Source organism: Pseudomonas citronellolis, assembly GCF_900112375.1.
GTDB classification, from domain to species: Bacteria; Pseudomonadota; Gammaproteobacteria; order Pseudomonadales; family Pseudomonadaceae; genus Pseudomonas; species Pseudomonas citronellolis.
Window position 1 is genome coordinate 102217 of sequence record NZ_FOLS01000012.1, and the last position, 18087, is coordinate 120303.

Genomic DNA, 18087 nt, shown 5'->3' on the forward strand with positions numbered 1-18087 from the left:
TTTCGTGACCGTGGGGTCATCCTGTTCACGCAACCCTAGACAAGGAAGATTAATCAAAAATTAAATAATCGCTCTATCTCGCACGTTACAGATGTTTTTGAGGCAAGATCGCCGATGATGCCGACAAGCTATCATGGCCCGATGATGTGAATGCGCCGCCTCAGAACAGGCTCATCTGCGCCCGGGGGACCTGGAACAGCGAGCAGTCCAGCCCACCGTAGTCGCGGCGGTCCAGTCCGAGGCGGCGGGCGGCCAATTGGAAGCGCTTGGCCAGCAGTTCGGCGAACACGCCTTCCCCGCGCATGCGCGTGCCGAAGCGGCTGTCGTAGTCCTTGCCGCCGCGGCTCTGGCGGATCAGGCTCATCACGTGCTCGGCGCGGTCGGGGAAGTGCGCCTGCAGCCATTGCTGGAACAGCTCGGAAATCTCCAGCGGCAGGCGCAGGAGGATGTAGCCGGCCGAACGCGCTCCGTTGTCGCGGGCGGCTTCCAGCAGGCGCTCCAGCTCCATGTCGTTGACCATCGGGATCATCGGCGCCAGCACCGCGCTGACCGGCACGCCGTGCTCGTGCAGGGTGCGCATGGCGCGCAGGCGCGCGCCGGGGCTGGCGGTGCGCGGCTCCATGATGCGCTTGAGCTCGTTGTCCAGGGTGGTGAGGCTGAAGGCCACGCTGACCAGGTTGAGGCTGGCCAGTTCGCCCAGCAGGTCGAGGTCGCGCAGGATCAGCGAGCCCTTGGTGATGATGTGCAGCGGGTGGCGGAAGCGCAGCAGGATTTCCAGCGCCTGGCGCGTCAGGCGCTGCTCGCGCTCCAGCGGCTGGTAGGCATCGGTGTTGATGCCCAGGGCGATCGGCCGCGGCACGTAGCCGGGCTTGCTAAGCTCCGCCTCCAGGCGCTCGGCGAGGTTGGTCTTGGCGATCAGCCGCGTCTCGAAGTCGATGCCCGGCGACAGGTCCCAGTAGGCGTGGCTGGGCCGCGCGAAGCAGTAGATGCAGACATGTTAGGCTATACGTTCCATCGCACGGGGTGACTAAAAATGACCAAAAAATGCTTTCCTTACGTTCGATTCTCATCGACCCGCCAAGAGGACGGCAGCACCCGTGCCCGCCAAAACGAGCTTATAGACGCTTTCGTCACTAAGCATGGTCTAGACGTTGATCGACACCTTGAAGACGCTGGTACGTCAGCACACAGGGGTAAAAACGCAGGGGCCGAAGGTGTGCTTGGTCAATTCCTGCGGCAAGTCCGCATGGGTGAAATCGACAAGGGTTCATATCTGTTGATCGAAAACTTCGACCGGCTTTCGCGGGACAAAATTGTTCGCAGTAATAAGATTTTTACCGATCTGCTTTACGCCGGTATCAAGATTGTCATTCTTGATAAAAACAAAATCTATGACGCTGAAAATCTCGATTTTGGAGACTGGATCAGTGCCCTTGTAGAGTTTGAACGTGCGAACGCAGAGAGCGAGCGGAAAAGCGATTTTTCAAGCAAAGCATGGCGATTTAATCGCGAGAAAATGCGGGCCGGTGAAATCGTTACTAAAAAGGTGCCAACGTGGCTAAAAGTCGAAAATAACGCCTTTGTCATTGATCATGCAAAAGTCGAACGAATTAACACGCTTTTCAAGCTTTCACTGTCGAAAGGTCTACAAGAAGCTACGCGAGAATATAACGAACTATATAGTGAAAAGCTCGCCATTCACCAGACACAATACCTATTGAGTAATCGAAAGCTTATTGGCGAACATTCGCCGCAAAAAATCCATTATGACGAATCTGGACAACTGAAACGGAAAGACGAAGGCGAAGCCATACCAAATTATTACCCGGCTGTTGTCGATGAAAAACTTTTCTATCAAGTTCAAGAAGTCATCAAATCCCGTAGACCTTTTGCCGGTAGATACTCTAATCAACGATATAACGTCTTTCGTGACCTGATTTATTGCAAGTGGTGTGGTGGCACCATCCGCTATATGAATAAGGGTGAAAGAGATTATTTTATTTGCACAAATTCGATGACTGGCAAATGCGATCTAAATAGTCATTTTGGTCAATTGTCGATTCGTGGCAAAAAACTGTTTTCGATGTTCTTTGCTTTCACAGATGGTTTGAATGTTTCTGCCTTGCTAGAAGAAAACACACAGGCCGAGGAACTGAAAACAAAAATCATGAAAATGAAAGCGAACAGAGATCAAATAACTAGCAGGCTTGACGACTTCAAGATTGACGTTAAAAACATGATTATGAGTGGTAAAACCATACCATCTACTTACAACGAGTTGATCGCAGAACTAGAAAGCAACCGCACACACATAGATCAAGAAATCGAAAGCGAAAGTAAAAAGCTTGATCAAATATACATGTCCGAAAAATCGTTCTCTGGTTTGAAATCAAATGACATTAGCGAAATAATTTATGATCGCTCTGATGAATCCATTGAAAAACGTGTGAGATACAACAGCGAACTTAAAAAGATCATTAAGCATATTCGTATTGACTATCTCGAAACCGGCCTTGAAATCGAATTCTTTAACGGCGTCCAGCGATTTATAGATCAAGATGGCAACACCGGAGATCAGATCATAGGATTTGAGCCGCCTGAATTTGAGCCAGAGGACGAAGAACGGTTTGATCTTAAAGCAGGTTATCAATCACAAGAATAAAGCACCGCAATAAGTCTAACCATCAAACTTATTAAAGAGGCTGTCTATTTATAGATGGCCTTTTTTTATGCGGTCTAAAAATCAAACGGTTAAATGTCGGACGTTTTGTCATACGTTTTCAAAAATGTCGGACGCTTTCTATGTCGGACAAAAATGTCGGACGCTATTGAAAACATTAAAATATATGATACAACATTTATATGAAGTCTAGAAAGAACAGGCAAGCAATGGAAACGTCCGACATTTAACTTCGTTAAATTGCCGGTCATAAAAAACACTCCGTGCTTTTTTATTCCGTTTCCTACTTGATTTTCTACACTTCGTTTGAAAATGGTAAAGCAAAAGCAAGTCCCTGTAATGCTTTCGGACATTACAGGAAATCAAAAGCAAGACCCGAACAATTAGCTGATGCTCATTGTTCAAAAACCAACGTAAAAATGAGGAAAATTATGACAGACAAAAAAGACACTAACGATTTCGATTTTGAAGATAGCAATGACTTTGACTTTGGTGATGAAATTGTTACACCAATAGGTGAAACGGTTATCAAAAAACAAAACACTATTAATGAAAAAGATGCTGAAAGTCGTGCAGCCGCTCAGATGGAAGCGATTAAGATCTCAAATGCTTATGAGCATATTATCGGCAGATTTAAAGCAGCACCAAGAAACGACCAAGCACTTTACTTTGAATTTAAAACCGAAAGGCTTGAAAGGTTCAAGGCTCTAAATATAGTAGTTAATGATATTTGTAATCGTCATCTAGGATATGACTCATATTCTTATAATCGCTTTATGAGTGGCATGTTCAGCGAGCACGCCACAAGCCAATTAATCACAACTCTATGCGATATTATCGAACGCCTTGCAGATGGTGATCGTGAAGGTTACACAGATTTAACGGAAAGCGAACAGTCAGCTATAAAGGCTATTTCAATCGCAATCATTGATTTAGCAGAAGGAAACATTTGATGTAAACGAACAACAGGCCCCGGCCTTTGTTCACCAAATAAAACACATCGATCAGGAGAAACATGGCACAAGACAAAATATCAATCCGCGTTAGAAGAGAAGACATAGAAAAACTAAACACCCTCGCTTCTAGTCTATCAATGACTAAAACAGCAATAATCAAAAAAGTCATTAACGATGGCTTTGCTCAAACAGTCGAGTTCAATAATCCTGCTTTAATTGCTTCTGCTGAAAAAATTCAAGAAACCTTGAAAGACATTGAAAGTCAGTTGGAAAGCATCGGCAACAACATTAACCAAATTTCGACTAAATTGAATTCCGATGAACAACTTACAGAAAAAAATAGACAGACAATCGTCGCGGCTTTGAGAGTCATCGAAAAATCAACATCACGTTTTGATTATCTATCTGATTGGATTTCTACAAGAACAAAAAAAACAGTAATCAAGAAGAGAGGTAAAAAATGATCAGGAAAAAATTAAGCAAATTACCTGACAGTGCAGCCATAGGCCGTTCAATGAATTATGCACTATCAAAAGCCGCATTGGTTGGCGGTAGTGAAGTAAAATTTGAAAGCACCAGTATCAAAGATTATGTGAAGCTGGGCGTTAAGAAGTGCGATCAGGTTAACAATAAACACGATGGTAAAACGGGAAGAAAACAAGAAGTTCAAGGCTTGCACGAAATGATCAGCTTTGACGCTTCCGATAAAATCACACCCGAAAAAGCGGCTGAATTAGCCTTGGGCGTATGGCGTGAGGTTCTTAATATAGACAAACACAGGCACCGCTGGGCCGTTCACACTGATACGGATAAAATCCATGTTCACTTGATCTGGAATAAAAGAGATAACAGCGGCAAGGTATACGAACAGCTTTACGATTATGCTTTGTTTGAAAAAGCTCTTCACAAAACAGAAATCGAAAATGGTTTGAAAGTCGTTGAAAACAGAAAATTCCTAAAACCCGAAATGCCTACAAATCCCCAACCATCGAACGAATACAGGCTTGAAAATCGCGGTATCAAGTCTGAAAAGTCAAAATTTAAAGAAGCTGTAAATGCTTCGACTGACAAAGCTATGACCGCTGGCGAGTTCCTCGAATTCCTTGATGCCGATGGCTACACCCTGATCCTCAACGGCAACACTGGCTATTCCCTGGAGAAAGACGGCCAGATCTTCAAGGCTTCCGATGTCGGTGCATCGTATAAAGCTCTAAAAGCCCGTTTTGGCGACGATCCCCAGTTCTCCGACACGCTTGCACGTCTTGGCGTGAAAACGGCCCCTGTGCGTGATTTTGGAAGCATTGGCGGTGATTTTCATGATCAACAATCAGCCATTACCGAACGCAGGATTAAATCTAACCGCGTCCTTGATACTCGTTTCGATACTGATGATGGTCATTCATACCGTTTCAAAGGCTCGCACCGCAAAGCGTTCAGCTATGCAAACGGCACCGCTCATTTCAATAGCATTAGCCCAATGGTGATCAAAGCGGGCTTGCAAAAGCTCACTGAGAGCGGCAAATCAGACACCTTGCATATCAAAGGTGATGAAGCATTCAAGCGTGTGGTATGGCTTCAATTTCACATGATGAATCTTGATAAAAAAGGTTATTCACTCAAAGGCTATGAGCCGACTGCACAAGACAAAGCACAGCTTGAAAAAATGAAGCTTGAAAACCAAGCGTTCAAGAAGCCAACTGAGCAAAATAACACTAAGTCTTTACCAACTGGAAAACCGGTCGAAAAAACCAAAGATCCAAAAAACGAAAACGGCATTGGCGGTGCAGCAAAAGCTGTCGGGAGTAAAACCGTAGAAATCGCTGCTAGTTTGCTTGATGGTGCATTAGATAAAATGAGTGATATGACAAACAGCTTTTCAGCGGGAACTATGGAAGAAAAGCTTTCTGAAATGCGTGCTCTTGACGCAGGAATTCAAACTCAAAAAAATGAAGCGGAAGATGTACATTATCAAAACGAAAGGAGAAGACGAAACATGCCAAGACCCGATTAAAAAACGCCTTTTTAGGCGTTCTTTTTATTTCTTGTCTGTTTGGTATCGTGACCAAATTTTATCAGCTTGTGTGCTTACGTCAGTCGTTACAGAGCTTATAAACATATCTACTGTCGTGCTGCTGTATCTTTCAATTCCAATTGAATAATTTTCAATATTCAATCTTGCAACTGAGTTGCCAAAATTTACTAATGCCGCTTTATCTGTAAATTTCCCAATAGACATAACCATTAAAACGCATTTGTCAGCCGGTAACGGCGAAATGTATTTAACGGTTACGCCTAAATTTTGTGATGCTGCGATGCTGATAACATTTTGCTTCGCAGAAGCACAAACGCTTTCCCTTGATGGTTCTTCTGGTTTTTGCTCTGGTTCTTCTGGTTTTGGATCTGGCGTTACTGGTGAAGTAGAACCCCCACCGATTCCACCAACGAAGGCGATTGAACTGGTTGGCAATGAACCACCTAGATTTTGCTCCATAGGGATTTTTATGACATAAGCCGCTTGAACGGAAATTGAAGAAAATAATGCGATGGTTAAAAGTGAAAGCTTGATCATTGTGATACCTCGTTATTGTTGTTTGTTTGTTCTCCTTTCTTGGCAATGCAGTGCAATTTGTATAAACAAAAAACTGCGAATACTTGAATGCCGATTAAAAATATCAAGTGGTGCGTTGGTATGGCTTCTGGCATTGAAGACAAAACTGAAAGTAAAAAGGCACTTGACGCAATCACTGCGAAGTGAGAATAGAAAAGAATTTTTGAATTTTTCATGTTGGAAATGATGTTGTTAATATTATTATATATAATAATATTAAAAAATCAAATACGAGAAAAAAGCCCGGTTGGGGCTTCTGTTATTTTATGAAAAACGTGATGTAAAAAATTTCAGCTTCTAACGATTTGATGTAGTGCAAACGTTCGTTAATTAGCTTTTTCTTTTCTTCGTTGGTGTAACCGGCATTATTTTTGTAGTATTCAATTTCTTGCTTTTTAGTAACGATACGAATACCTAAATATTCAATTACATCAACCCAACTTTCTTTGTTCATAGTGCTCCCCCTTTTTTGTTTTTTTGTTTTTCCTGCTCAATCCATTTATCTACATTTTCCTTGTGTTTCAGCTCGATAGGTTTCAATTTATTCAAATATTCAAGCTCAACGCTATGCGTCCATGCTGGCGTATAAACTACATCTCTATACTGTTCGTATAACCTCCACTTTTCTTTCTCATATCTACATGTTTCTTCTTGATAACTCATCATTCTCGCCATTCCTGACAGTGCTGAAAGATTTTCGCAAGCATGACTTTGATCATCAAATCTAGTGACGATGAAACTACATTTTTCACTAGTGTCTTGACTGACTGAAATTTGAGTATTTGCATCTTCACCAAGGAAGCCAGCGGCTTGCTCATAAACGTCTTGCACACACGTCCTGTATTGCGTGCCGGGGACGTAAACAGATTTAGGCAAAGCATCTGCCCTAGCTTGTGCTTCACGGTGTTCTTGAACCCACTGGCGATATTCCTCGGCTTCAAGTGCTTCATTATGAATTACCCATTGTTCATGGGTTTTGTAATTCGCTTTGTTTTTCGCCTCGATTTCTTTAAGTGTGCAACCGTCTTCACAAAAATCATTAACAGCAAAAGCATTGACTGAGTATAAAAGCGTTAAAAGCAACATCGTTTTTTTCATAATTTCCTCCTTGGTTAATTTAAAAGTTGATTCCGATTTTTTCGAGCGTATTGATCGCCATCATTGCAGTGTGTGGAATATCAACAATCAAAGCAGATGCAAACATCGTGATTATGGGTTTTCCATAGCCATTTTCTTTTGATGATCCGTTTGAAACTTGTGCAATCCCGTAACTCCCGACAGCGAAATAAATCAATCCGATAACTTGAAAAATACCGATGATGATTTGAAAATTTTGCAAAAATTCTTCAGCAGTGCTACCGCTTGAAAGCTTTTCAATTCGTGCTTTTACTTCACCTGTAAGGCCCGATACTTCCGTATTCATACAAGCGTTATTTATCGCGTCATCTGATACGACAAAACAGAAATCACCGGCTTTAAAATAGGTATTACCGAATACACCAATGGCAAGCGTAATATTCATAAGAACAGCACCAACAATTAGGAAAACGAGCGGGACACTTTTTCCCATTTTATTACCTTGTTCGGTAATCAAAGTGAGCTTGTACGCACCCGAAATAAATACGATAAATCCGATCAAGAAAATAACACGCTTGATTAGCACGATGTTGGCCGAAATGAGTTCAACACGGGCGGCGGTTGCATCATCAGCGAATGCGACGATTGGAAGGAAAAGCAGCGTTAAAAAAGTGATTACATTTCTTACATTCATCTTGCTCCTGATCGATGTTAAACCGCTGGCGGTTTTTGGTTGTTTTTTGGTCCTTTGCTTTTCAATGAATCTTCCACTTCTTTTTTCACTTTTATGATTTGATTCATCGCAGGGATACAGTCAATTTCACTTAGTATTTCCCCAGTAATAATATTGTATTGAAGATCATTCGTGTCCATTTTGTGTTCTATGAGTTCACTACTTTCGATTGCTGTAACAGCTAAAAGCAAAATCTGACGCAACATAGCCTCATTACCACCTTGGCTAATGGCAGTGCTTAATTTCATCGCTACGAGCGTTTTAACGCGGTCACTAGGGATCTTTGGCAATATGCTTTCAATGTGCGTAATCAACGCCTGAGCGGCAACGCTGACGTGCTTTAAGTCGATTTCTTTGATTTCTTGTTCTTCCATTATTCCACCTCTTTATTTATGTTGTTTTGGCGTTCAATTTCTTCTTTGAATGCGTCATCTAGATCATCATTAAAAGCGTCTAAATTCAGTTTTTTAACAGCTTTCTTTTGTCTCTTTTGAGCTTTAAGTATTTCAGCCTTTTCTTTTAATTTTTCAAGTTCTTCTACTTTTGGATAAAGTGATTTGTACGAGTAATCAACCTCAAACTTTTCGGTCGGCTTTTTCGGGCTGTTGTTTTTTCCTTGATTATCTAATTCTTTAATTTCTTGAAAGCCGGTAATCAAACCAAGGAACACAAGATCATTATTTGCATCTCGAATGCTTTTAATGAATGTTTTGTCAGGCATTTTTTCACTGTTGATGTTGAATCTTTCTTTGAGCATATCAACGCTAAAATGGTTTGTTGTGCTCATTCTGTTGCACACATACAAGACGTACAAAATACGTTGGTACTTTGTTAATGCACTTAAAATTTCAGGGTTTAACTCATAAAGCTCTTTAAGGCTTCCAAAAAACTGAATGAAAAATTTTGAAACTTCAATCACGCCTTTTGTTTTTGTAAGTTTTCCGTCAATAAAACTGAAAAAATTACGTTCCCATTCGCCGTTGACATAATCAATATACCTGACGTGTATTTTGCTTAGTCGTTCAACCGACTTAATAAAAGTCTTTAAGTACTGTGCTCTATTAACTTTGTCGATTTTTAATTCATCCATCATTTCGCTGGTCGTGAACTCAATTGATGTATTATTGCTATTCAAAACCCTTCTTAATATAAATAGAAAAACGTCAAAGTCATTGTCTATCGTTAGCTGTACGTTTGTGAACTCTATATTTCTAGCATTTTGATGCTTATCAATTTTGATAGTATCGCCAAAACCTTCGCTACTATTGATGATATTGAAAAGCGGCAGAACTAGAAAAATTCTAGGTACTGAAATAAATGTAGTTAATGCTCGTACTCTACGAGGCTTGCCGTTTTTTCCAATGATTTCTTTTAATTTATATTCCACGGTTAATTTTTCCTTGTTAACACTTATATTGAACCATTAAAAAAAGAAATTACAAGGATAAAAACAGGAAAAAGTTTATAAATTGCTTTAACCATACTTTAATGCTTTTGAAAAACTCAATATTCTAAGTATAAACCCCTAAAAAAAATAAAATGCTTTAACCCAAAATCGAATAAAAATAAAATGCTATAACCCAAATTTTTAGATTTCTCTTATTCTTGCGGGCTTTTTTGAATGTTGTAAGGGGGTATAAGATATTTACTACGTAAATCTATATATAATATGAGGGCAGAACGTCAAAAGCCATTCTGGTGGATCTAAAATCTTAAACCCTTAACTGCTTTATCCTTGGCGGTTTATTTTGACAAGCTAATTTTTTGAAATTATGATCCTGAAAAACCCAACCATGGATCGTTGAAATGTCTAAATTGCTTGATCTACTTGCACAGCAAAAATCGCTAGAAGCACAGATCGAAAGTCTTAAAGCTGATGCAAACGAAGCCAAAGTGCTTGATCTGGTTGAAGAGCTGGATGCTTTGCGGGAGAAACACGGCTATAACGAGGCTGATTTTGTTAGTGTGGTGCTTTCCTACTATCACTTAGAAACCCCGGCTAAAACACGCAAAAGCGTGAGCGAGAACGTACCGAAGACTCCTAAAGAGCCTAGCGATAAGTGGAAAGTTACGATTGATGGCGTTGAGTTCATTTTGAAGAAAGCTAAGCAAGGCATTGCTAGTCAAGCAATGAAAGACAAAGGATTTAAGACTTATGCTTTGTTCTTAGCTGACTTGATGAAGAAAAACGAGGTTGATACGTTTGAAGCTTTGATCGACAAACTGAAAGCCGAAAAGATCTAAAATCTAGCGACACCATGAAGCCCCTTCACCGGGGCTTTTTTTATGCCAGTGAGTTCTTGGCGGTTTATTCCGCAAAAATATTTTTATGAAAATATCGCCAAAATTATTTTAAGAAATTTCCGATATTTTTCGAAGTTACCATTTTTACGACAGTCGATTTATGGCTTAAATAAGCCATTAACTTCGTGTCAATAGCAGGTTGAAAATATATTTAACGTTGAACCTTAATTTCAAATAGGGTTTGACAATAACCATTTAACTATCAAAAAGTTTGGCGGTTTAATTTGACAAGGTTTTTTAATATGATTTAATAAAAGTATGAAATCAAAAAAGGAGATTTATGCTAAATACAATTATCACTAAACCAAAGAAATTCGACGTTAGACAATTAGCTTACGATGCTTTTCGTTCTGCTGCCGTGCTCAGCAAAGACACAACATACACAAACCACAGATCAAACAAGTATTTCATTGTGAGCAATTACGCGACTGGTATAAATGTCGCAAATGCTGTATTTAAGGACTATTTCAAGTCCGATGAATACACAGAGGCGAGATCTAAAAAGATCCATATTATTGACCTTGATGAGCATGACTATGATTTTGCGGCGATAAAACTTTGCGTTGCGAAAACATACAAATCAGTTTCTTCGCTTTCTCAAATAAAAAAATATACTGATTATCTCGCCTCTGACGTTGAGAAGAAAGCGACCAATAAAGTTGATTTTGACCCGGCAGTGTGGGAAGTATTTATAGAAAAACCTGAAACTGACTTTTTCAAATTTCAAGAAGTTAGAAAAGAATACGTTGTAAGAATATCACTTGTAAAAAACGGACGAGTTTTTAAAAAAATAAAATGCAACATTGGTTACTTTACTTTGATTGCTGGTAGCAAGCCTTATGACTATCAAGAGCTAGAAAGTGAAGAAAAGAAAGCAACAAGGCAATCACTTTTTCACCCATGCTTTGAGTTCGGCGGCGTTGAGTTTATGGCCGTATTTAATGAAAAAATACCGCATTATAAAGTTTTAGTTGATATGCTCAAATATTAAAGCTAGTCAAAAACAAAAGGCCCAATAAAGGGCTTTTTTCGTTTCTTGTGTCAATTTTCCGTTTTATCCACAAGCGGAATAATCTTGATACCTTGGCGGTTTATTTCGCCTTTGAACTTTCTTTTTAGGAAGCGAAGCGACCACCAGAATAGCGGGGCCACTGCACCGCACCGCGTAGCGGCCATACACCGCGTATCCGGTGATTTTTCGCACAGGTACAAGTCCCTGCACTCAAAACCACCTCGATCTAAAACGCACCGTTTGCCGGGCGTATAGCAACCGGTAAACCCCGCTTTTATCCATAAGGTCATTTACCACACGTTCCGCATTTCGGTTTCGGCGGTTTGCTAGGAATCGGGTTACAGGCAAAATATTGTAGAGCACCGACCCATTTAGGATTTATTTCATAACCTTCGAAAATTGGTACCGAAATCTCTGAGGGCTGCCATGTAGGTCTTGAAATGCTCTCAAACACACTCTTGGCGTCTTTGTATTGAGTCCATTTGTGGAAAATATTTTTACCATATTGAGCTTCTAGCAAAATATGAATGGCAGCAATCGCGTCAAGTAAATTCTTGAAGTTGGCATTTTTCAGGCTTCCACCTCGATTATGCTTCACTGAGTTATATGCGTCATACCATTCAAGCGTTTGCGTCGGTGATTGCTTGTTCCAGTTCGCAAATGGCTGGAAAACTTTTAAATTCGGATATTGACCCAATACCACCTTGTATTCATTTAGCTTGAGTATTGGTAAGCAGTGAATGTAGTCGGTAGTTTTATAGGTTTTCTGTTGCGGGTATCCATTTTCCATCAATACCCTAAGCAAAAGGTATTCGACCTCAGTACATGCCAAAATCAAAAGCTCACGTATCTTATGGCCGTAAGAATCGAAATTTGTTTCTGACGGTTCAACGACGTAAAGGAGTGAATCTAGTGAATCCTGAATCGCTTGGTAGGCTCTAATTTCTTGGTAGTAGCTATCGCCCACGTAATTGAATTGAAAATTTCCTCTGCTGATTCGCGAGAAGAAAAATCCGGGATTGGCGACTTCAACCAAGTCGAGCACGTCGATATTAATACCTTCGCAAAATCTAAGTAGATAAAAATAAATTGACTTTTCTGTTGGTTTTGAAGTGTCACCACCGGCAAATCTTTTATCGTAATCACTTTCAGCTTGTTGAGTCCATTCCTTCCAATTTCGGCATTCGTATGTGTAGAACTGGCTATCAACATACAGGTGAACTATGTCGTCCTCTTTTTGAAAAATCCCTAATAGACCATCGCGATTACGGAAAGCATAGCTTTGTAGCATCGTCGAATCCTTGAGCATTTTGATCGTTTACCCGGTGGTCAGGTCGCCGGGAATGTCTAGGCATCATCCATGCTTCGAGGGATTTAGCCAATGGCTCCGAAAGTCGACTTAAACGCACCGTTTGCCGGGCGTCTAGCAACCGGAAACCCGCTTTTGACGTTGGCACCTATCGCTGAACATATCCAGCCATGCTCGCAGCCGCGGTAGGGGTTGATCGAGCGGTCGAAGCCGACGTCCGGCGACTGGTTGCGGCTGATCACCGTCTTCGCCTGCTCCATCCGCACCTCGGTGGCGCGGCAGGGCGGCGCCTCGTCCTGGTACCAGCCGTCGTCCTCGGCCTCGCTGCGGGTCGGCGCGAAGCGGTTGTGCGGATTGCTGGCGGTGCCGCGGCCACGCGGCGGCAGGGGAGAGGACATGGGCTGACTCCAGAAAGTACTGTATATAAATACAGTATTCCCATGCGAATGACAGCCCCTGCCGATGGATGGCCGGGCGTAGGGCGGATAACCGTTCGCGGTTATCCGCCGTTTGACCATGGCTCCAGGCCCCCTGCGGAGCCAAACCCGAAGCCCCGCCTCAAGGCGCTCCGAACCCGACATCGGGTTGGGCAACGGCGCACAACCGTTCGCGGTTGTACGCCCTACGAATGGTGATGGGTATCGCTTCGCTCAACCCATCCTACGAGAGTGTTTCTCCCGCACCCCGTAGGAGCGGATTCATCCGCGATTCCGCCGGCAGGGCCGGCGCTCATGCCATTGCCGACCTCAGATCAACACCCGCAACAACCAGTACAGCAGCGCCGCCAGGCAGATCGCCGCCGGCAGCGTCAGCACCCAGGCCAGCAGCATGTTGCGGATGGTCTGCCATTGCAGGCCGCTGCCGTTGGCGGTCATGGTCCCGGCGACGCCGGAGGAGAGCACCTGGGTGGTGGACACCGGCAGGCCATAGATGTCCGCCGCGCCTATGGTGAGCATCGCGGTGAGCTGCGCGCTGGCGCCCTGGGCGTAGGTCAGCGGCTGCTTGCCGATGCCCTCGCCGACGGTGGTGACGATGCGCCGCCAGCCCACCAGGGTGCCCAGGCCGAGGGCCAGGGCCACCGCCACCTTGACCCACGGCGGGATGAACTGGACGGTGTCCAGGCTGCGGTCGCGCAGGGCCTGCAGGGTGCTCCAGGTGTCGACGTCGAAGACCTGCTCGGTGCGGTCGAGCTGGCGGATGGTCTCCACGCTCAGGTACAGCTCGTTGTGCAGCGCCAGCACCTCGTCGTCGGGCAGCCCGCTCAGGTCGTCGTGGCCGCGCAGGCGCGCGCCTATGTTGTGCAGTTGCGCGGCCAGCGCCGGCAGCACCTCGGGGGTCAGGCGCTGTTCGCTCTGGTAGTCCAGCAGCACCCGGAGCGGGGCCATGGGGATATCTTCCGGGGCCAGCCGGCGCAGCTGCAGTTCGGCCCGGTGCGCCAGTTCGCGCAGCTGCTGCACCTGGGCCGGCGCCTGGCCGCGGTCGACGGCGAAGCTCAGCGGCATCAGCGCGGCGAGGATCAGCATGATCAGGCCGATGCCCTTCTGCCCGTCGTTGGAACCGTGGGCGAAGGACACCCCGGTGCAGGTCAGCACCAGCAGCGCGCGGATGCCCAGCGGCGGCGGCTGGCGCCCCTGGGGGGCGCTGAACAGCGTCTTGCGCCGCGCCACCGCGCGCATACCCAGCAGTAGCAGGCCGGCGCCGAGGAAGCCCAGCAGCGGCGACAGCAGCAGGGCGTAGCCGACTTTCTGCAGCTGCTCCCAGGCGCTGCCGTCGATGCCCAGCGTGCCGCTCAGCACGCCGTGGGCCAGGCTCACGCCGACGATGGAGCCGATCAGGGTGTGCGACGACGACACCGGCAGGCCCAGCCACCAGGTGCCGAGGTTCCACAGGATGGAGGCGCCGAGCAGGGCGAAGATCATTGCCAGGCCGGCGGCGCTGTCCACCCGCAACAGCAGGTCCAGCGGCAGCAGGGTGACGATGCCGAAGGCCACCGCGCCGCTGGAGAAGAGTACGCCGAGCAGGTTCCACAGCCCCGACCAGCCCACCGCTACCTGCGGCGGCAGGGCGTTGGTGTAGATCACCGTGGCCACCGCGTTGGCGGTGTCGTGGAAGCCGTTGATGAACTCGAAGCCCAGGGCGATCAGCAGCGCCAGGGCCAGCACCAGCAGGGTGCCGCTGGGGCGCAGCTGGCCGCCCTGGGCGAGGATGTCCAGGGCCAGGTTGCCGAAGGTGTAGACCAGGCCGCCGCCGAGCAGGAGGAAGAACAGCACCTGCCCGGTGGGCGTGGCCACCTCCTGCAGCACCGGGTTCACCGGCATGCGCGAGACGCGCGTGGCGCGCAGGGACTGGAGCAGGTGGTAACGGTCAAGCACGTCCGCTGTGCTCCCTGTCGGAGACTGTGGTGTCGGGGGAGGGGCGAGGGGGCACTGGCGGCTCCTTCCTGCAAATGCCTAATAGCCTAGTCCGCCGGGCGGCGCTGCGGTTCTCCAATGTTTCCGAGATAGGCGGTCCAGGCGATATGTCAAATGGCTATTAGCCGTGCCAGTATTTCAGCCACTACGCTTTCCTGGTGGGCCACCCGAGGGCACTGTCATGCAGGAAGAAAGCCCAAGTGCGTTTCCGAGATGGATGCCAGCCATGCCCTACGACCAGCTCCCGGATGTCTTCGCGCAGATTCTCGAACAGGCCATCGATGGCGTGGTGGTGCTGGACGAGCACAACCGCGTGCTGCTGTTCAACGCCGCCGCCGAGCGCCTGTGGGGCTATTCCCGCGAGGCGGTGCTGGGCCAGGACGTCGGCCTGCTGCTGCCCCAGGAGGTGCGCCCGCGCCTGGACGCCAGCCTGGAGACCGAGGGCATCGTCGGCAGCCGCAGCGAGGTGCCGATGCGCTGCCGCGACGGCAGCCGGCTGTGGGGCTCGATGTCGATCTCGCACATCGAGTTCGACGGCAAGCGCCTGCTCACCGCCTTCGTCAAGGACTGCACCCTGCAGCGCCGCCAGCGCGAGCAGATGGACGTGCTGTCGCTGGCCGCCAACGAGACCGACAACGCGGTCATCGTCACCGGCCGCGAGGGGCGCATCCTCTACGTCAACGCCGGCTTCAGCCGCATGTTCGGCTGGAACGCCGAGCAGGCCCAGGGGCGCTATCCCTCGGAGCTGTTGCAGGTGCCCCAGGCCAGCGTGCGGCGCTGGCGCCAGGCCGGCGCCGGGCTGTTCCGCAGCGAAGAGCTGGTGCGCGACCTGATCGGCCGGCCGCTGTGGTGCTCGGTGGTGGCCAACCCCATCCTCGACGCCCGCGGCCAGCCGGTGAACTCGGTGATGCTGCTCACCGACATCACCCACACCAAGCTGCATGAAGTGCTGCAGAACAAGGTGCTCGACGCCCTGGTGCGCGAGCGCCCGCTGGTGGACGTGATGGACCTGGTATGCCGCGAGGTGGAGCGCATCGCCCCGGAGGTCAAGGCCTCGATCCTGCGCGTGGACGCCCAGGGGCGCATGCACCCGCTGGCTGCGCCGAGCCTGCCGGAGACCTTCTCGCAGTCCATCGAGGGCGCGCGCATGGGCCCCCGCGCCGGCAGCTGCGGCACCGCGGCTTACCGGGGCAAGACGGTGATGGTCAGCGACATCGCCAGCGACCCGTTGTGGGACGACTACCGCCATCTGGCGCTGCCCCTGGGCCTGAAGGCCTGCTGGTCGAGCCCGATCAAGAACAGCGAGGGCCGCGTCATCGGCACCTTCGCCTTCTACTACGAGCAGTGCCGCGGCCCGGACGAGCTGCACCTGCGCCTGGTGGACGTCAGCCTGCCGCTCTGCGCCCTGGCCCTGGAGCGCGAGGAAGCCCGCGCGCACATCCGCCAACTGGCCTTCTACGACACCCTCACCGGCCTGCCCAACCGCAGCCTGCTGCTGGCCGAGGCCGAGCAGGCGATGACGCGCATCGAGAGTGACGAGGCGGAAATGGCGGTGCTGTTCATCGACCTGGACCGCTTCAAGCAGATCAACGATTCCCTCGGCCACCCGGCCGGCGACGAGCTGCTGCGCCTGGTGGCGGCGCGCCTGCAGGAAGTGGTGCGCGAGCAGGGCCTGGTGGGGCGCCTGTCGGGCGACGAGTTCGTGGTGGTGCTGCCGTACTGCGGCGGCCTGCTCGCCTCGCAGATCGCCGAGCGCATCCTCGCCCGCCTGGCCCTGGCGCACCGGGTGGGCGGCGTCAGCCTGATCACCCTGGCGAGCATCGGTATCAGCCTGTTCCCCAGCAACGGCCGGGACATGGAGACGCTGCTGCACCGCGCCGACATCGCCATGTACCAGGCGAAGAACGGTGGGCGCGGCAGCTACCGCTTCTTCAGCGAAGAGATGAACCAGCGCGCCCAGGAACGCCTGGCCCTGGAAAGCGCGCTGCGCGAGGCCGTGCAGCGCCAGGCGCTGAGCCTGCACTACCAGCCCCAGGTGCGCCTGGACGACGGCCGCGTGCACGCGGTGGAAGCCCTGGCCCGCTGGCGCCACCCGCAACTCGGCGCGGTGGCGCCGAACCGCTTCATCCCCCTGGCCGAGGAGTGCGGCATCATCGGCGAACTCAGCCAGTGGGTGCTGCGCGAGGCCTGCCGGCAACTGGCCGACTGGCGCCGGCGCGGCATCCACGTTCCGGCGGTGGCGGTCAACCTGTCCCCCGCCGACTTCCGCGACCCCGACCTGCCGGTGCGCCTGCAGGACTTGCTGCAGCGCAACGGCCTGGCCGGCACCGACCTGGTGGTGGAAATCACCGAAGGCATGCTGCTGGACAACCACCCGGCGACCCTCGACATCCTCCGCGCCGTGCATGGCCTGGGCGTGCGCCTGTCGATGGACGACTTCGGCACCGGCTATTCCAGTCTCGGCTACCTGCACCGCCTGCCGATCAGCGAACTGAAGCTCGACCGCAGCTTCGTCGCCGAGCTGAACGCCGGCGCAGCGGCGCAGGCGCTGACCGACGCGGTGATGAACATCGGCCGCAGCCTGGAGCTGATGGTGGTCGCCGAAGGGGTGGAGGACGAGGCGCAACTGGAGCTGTTGCGCCAGCAGGGCTACCCGGTGGCCCAGGGTTACCTGTTCTCGCGGCCCTTGCCGGCGGCGGCGCTGGAGGAGTGGTTGGTGAGGAGGGGGAGGGGGTTGTAGGAGCGAGCTTGCTCGCGAATCTGGTTTGCCGGTGGCTCTGGTGTGTCGGGTTGACTCCGCTCCCTCTCCCCAGCCCTCGGCTGCGCGCCCCGCCCTGAAGGGAGAGGGGGCTAGTCCGTGCCGAGAGAGGAAATGGTTTCAGCCGGATGTCGCTGAGCTTGCCGGCTAACGCCGAAACCCCCGAACACGCCGAACGGTCCCCTCTCCCTTCAGGGAGAGGGTTAGGGAGAGGGCGCTCTAAACCCCCAGCACCAATC

General features: G+C 49.1%; 15 protein-coding genes and 2 pseudogenes. 7 read left to right on the forward strand and 10 right to left on the reverse strand.

Annotated features, from left to right (window positions below; all coding sequences use genetic code 11):
* Positions 1–160: 160 nt before the first annotated feature.
* Positions 161–997: pseudogene (locus BM060_RS13480) on the reverse strand (PA0069 family radical SAM protein); the annotation flags it as partial.
* A 36-nt stretch (positions 998–1033) separates the two neighbouring features.
* Here BM060_RS13480 and BM060_RS13485 point away from each other — a divergent pair.
* From BM060_RS13485 to BM060_RS13495, 4 genes are all read left to right on the forward strand, one after another.
* Positions 1034–2662 carry a recombinase family protein gene (locus BM060_RS13485; RefSeq protein ID WP_074980547.1) on the forward strand — a complete coding sequence of 543 codons (1629 nt, stop codon included), beginning with the start codon at positions 1034–1036 and terminating at the stop codon, positions 2660–2662.
* A 281-nt stretch (positions 2663–2943) separates the two neighbouring features.
* Positions 2944–3633 (forward strand): hypothetical protein, encoded by a 690-nt coding sequence (locus tag BM060_RS32435; RefSeq protein WP_135499882.1) that lies wholly within the window; start codon positions 2944–2946, stop codon positions 3631–3633.
* Positions 3634–3695: 62 nt separating this feature from the next.
* Entirely contained in the window at positions 3696–4100 is a 405-nt protein-coding gene (mobC, locus tag BM060_RS13490) for a plasmid mobilization relaxosome protein MobC (RefSeq protein ID WP_074980548.1), read from the forward strand.
* A complete protein-coding gene (locus tag BM060_RS13495) occupies positions 4097–5647 on the forward strand; it encodes a relaxase/mobilization nuclease domain-containing protein (protein ID WP_074980549.1) in 1551 nt (516 codons plus the stop codon). The genes mobC and BM060_RS13495 overlap by 4 nt, the downstream gene beginning before the upstream one ends.
* A gap of 24 nt (positions 5648–5671) precedes the next feature.
* Here the strand turns inward: BM060_RS13495 and BM060_RS32440 are convergent, their stop codons facing one another.
* From BM060_RS32440 to BM060_RS13515, 6 genes are all read right to left on the reverse strand, one after another.
* A complete protein-coding gene (locus BM060_RS32440; RefSeq protein WP_135499881.1) occupies positions 5672–6205 on the reverse strand; it encodes a hypothetical protein in 534 nt (177 codons plus the stop codon).
* A 298-nt stretch (positions 6206–6503) separates the two neighbouring features.
* Positions 6504–6698 carry a hypothetical protein gene (locus tag BM060_RS32445; RefSeq protein ID WP_135499880.1) on the reverse strand — a complete coding sequence of 65 codons (195 nt, stop codon included), beginning with the start codon at positions 6696–6698 and terminating at the stop codon, positions 6504–6506.
* Entirely contained in the window at positions 6695–7342 is a 648-nt protein-coding gene (locus BM060_RS32450) for a hypothetical protein (RefSeq protein ID WP_135499879.1), read from the reverse strand. The genes BM060_RS32445 and BM060_RS32450 overlap by 4 nt, the downstream gene beginning before the upstream one ends.
* A gap of 19 nt (positions 7343–7361) precedes the next feature.
* On the reverse strand, positions 7362–8015 hold the full coding sequence (locus tag BM060_RS13505) for a hypothetical protein (protein WP_074980551.1): 654 nt from the start codon (positions 8013–8015) through the stop codon (positions 7362–7364).
* 17 nt (positions 8016–8032) lie between these two features.
* A complete protein-coding gene (locus BM060_RS13510; RefSeq protein ID WP_074980552.1) occupies positions 8033–8428 on the reverse strand; it encodes a hypothetical protein in 396 nt (131 codons plus the stop codon).
* Positions 8428–9441, reverse strand: a complete 1014-nt coding sequence (locus tag BM060_RS13515) for a hypothetical protein (protein ID WP_074980553.1) — start codon at positions 9439–9441, stop codon at positions 8428–8430. Before BM060_RS13515 ends, BM060_RS13510 begins: the two co-directional genes overlap by 1 nt.
* A 419-nt stretch (positions 9442–9860) precedes the next feature.
* Between BM060_RS13515 and BM060_RS13520 the strand changes: the two genes are divergently transcribed.
* Entirely contained in the window at positions 9861–10298 is a 438-nt protein-coding gene (locus BM060_RS13520; RefSeq protein WP_074980554.1) for a hypothetical protein, read from the forward strand.
* A gap of 340 nt (positions 10299–10638) precedes the next feature.
* Positions 10639–11349 (forward strand): hypothetical protein, encoded by a 711-nt coding sequence (locus BM060_RS32455; RefSeq protein WP_074980555.1) that lies wholly within the window; start codon positions 10639–10641, stop codon positions 11347–11349.
* A 307-nt stretch (positions 11350–11656) separates the two neighbouring features.
* Here BM060_RS32455 and BM060_RS32460 read toward each other — a convergent pair whose 3' ends face one another.
* The 3 genes and pseudogenes from BM060_RS32460 to BM060_RS13540 all read right to left on the reverse strand — a co-directional run bounded on the left by BM060_RS32460 (position 11657) and on the right by BM060_RS13540 (position 14997).
* A complete protein-coding gene (locus tag BM060_RS32460) occupies positions 11657–12679 on the reverse strand; it encodes a hypothetical protein (protein WP_135499878.1) in 1023 nt (340 codons plus the stop codon).
* 161 nt (positions 12680–12840) lie between these two features.
* Positions 12841–13077 (reverse strand): annotated as a pseudogene (locus BM060_RS13535) (PA0069 family radical SAM protein); the annotation flags it as partial.
* Positions 13078–13425: 348 nt separating this feature from the next.
* Positions 13426–14997 carry an inorganic phosphate transporter gene (locus BM060_RS13540; RefSeq protein ID WP_074980599.1) on the reverse strand — a complete coding sequence of 524 codons (1572 nt, stop codon included), beginning with the start codon at positions 14995–14997 and terminating at the stop codon, positions 13426–13428.
* A 319-nt stretch (positions 14998–15316) separates the two neighbouring features.
* Between BM060_RS13540 and BM060_RS13545 the strand changes: the two genes are divergently transcribed.
* A complete protein-coding gene (locus BM060_RS13545; RefSeq protein ID WP_074980557.1) occupies positions 15317–17830 on the forward strand; it encodes an EAL domain-containing protein in 2514 nt (837 codons plus the stop codon).
* Positions 17831–18087 lie beyond the last annotated feature (257 nt).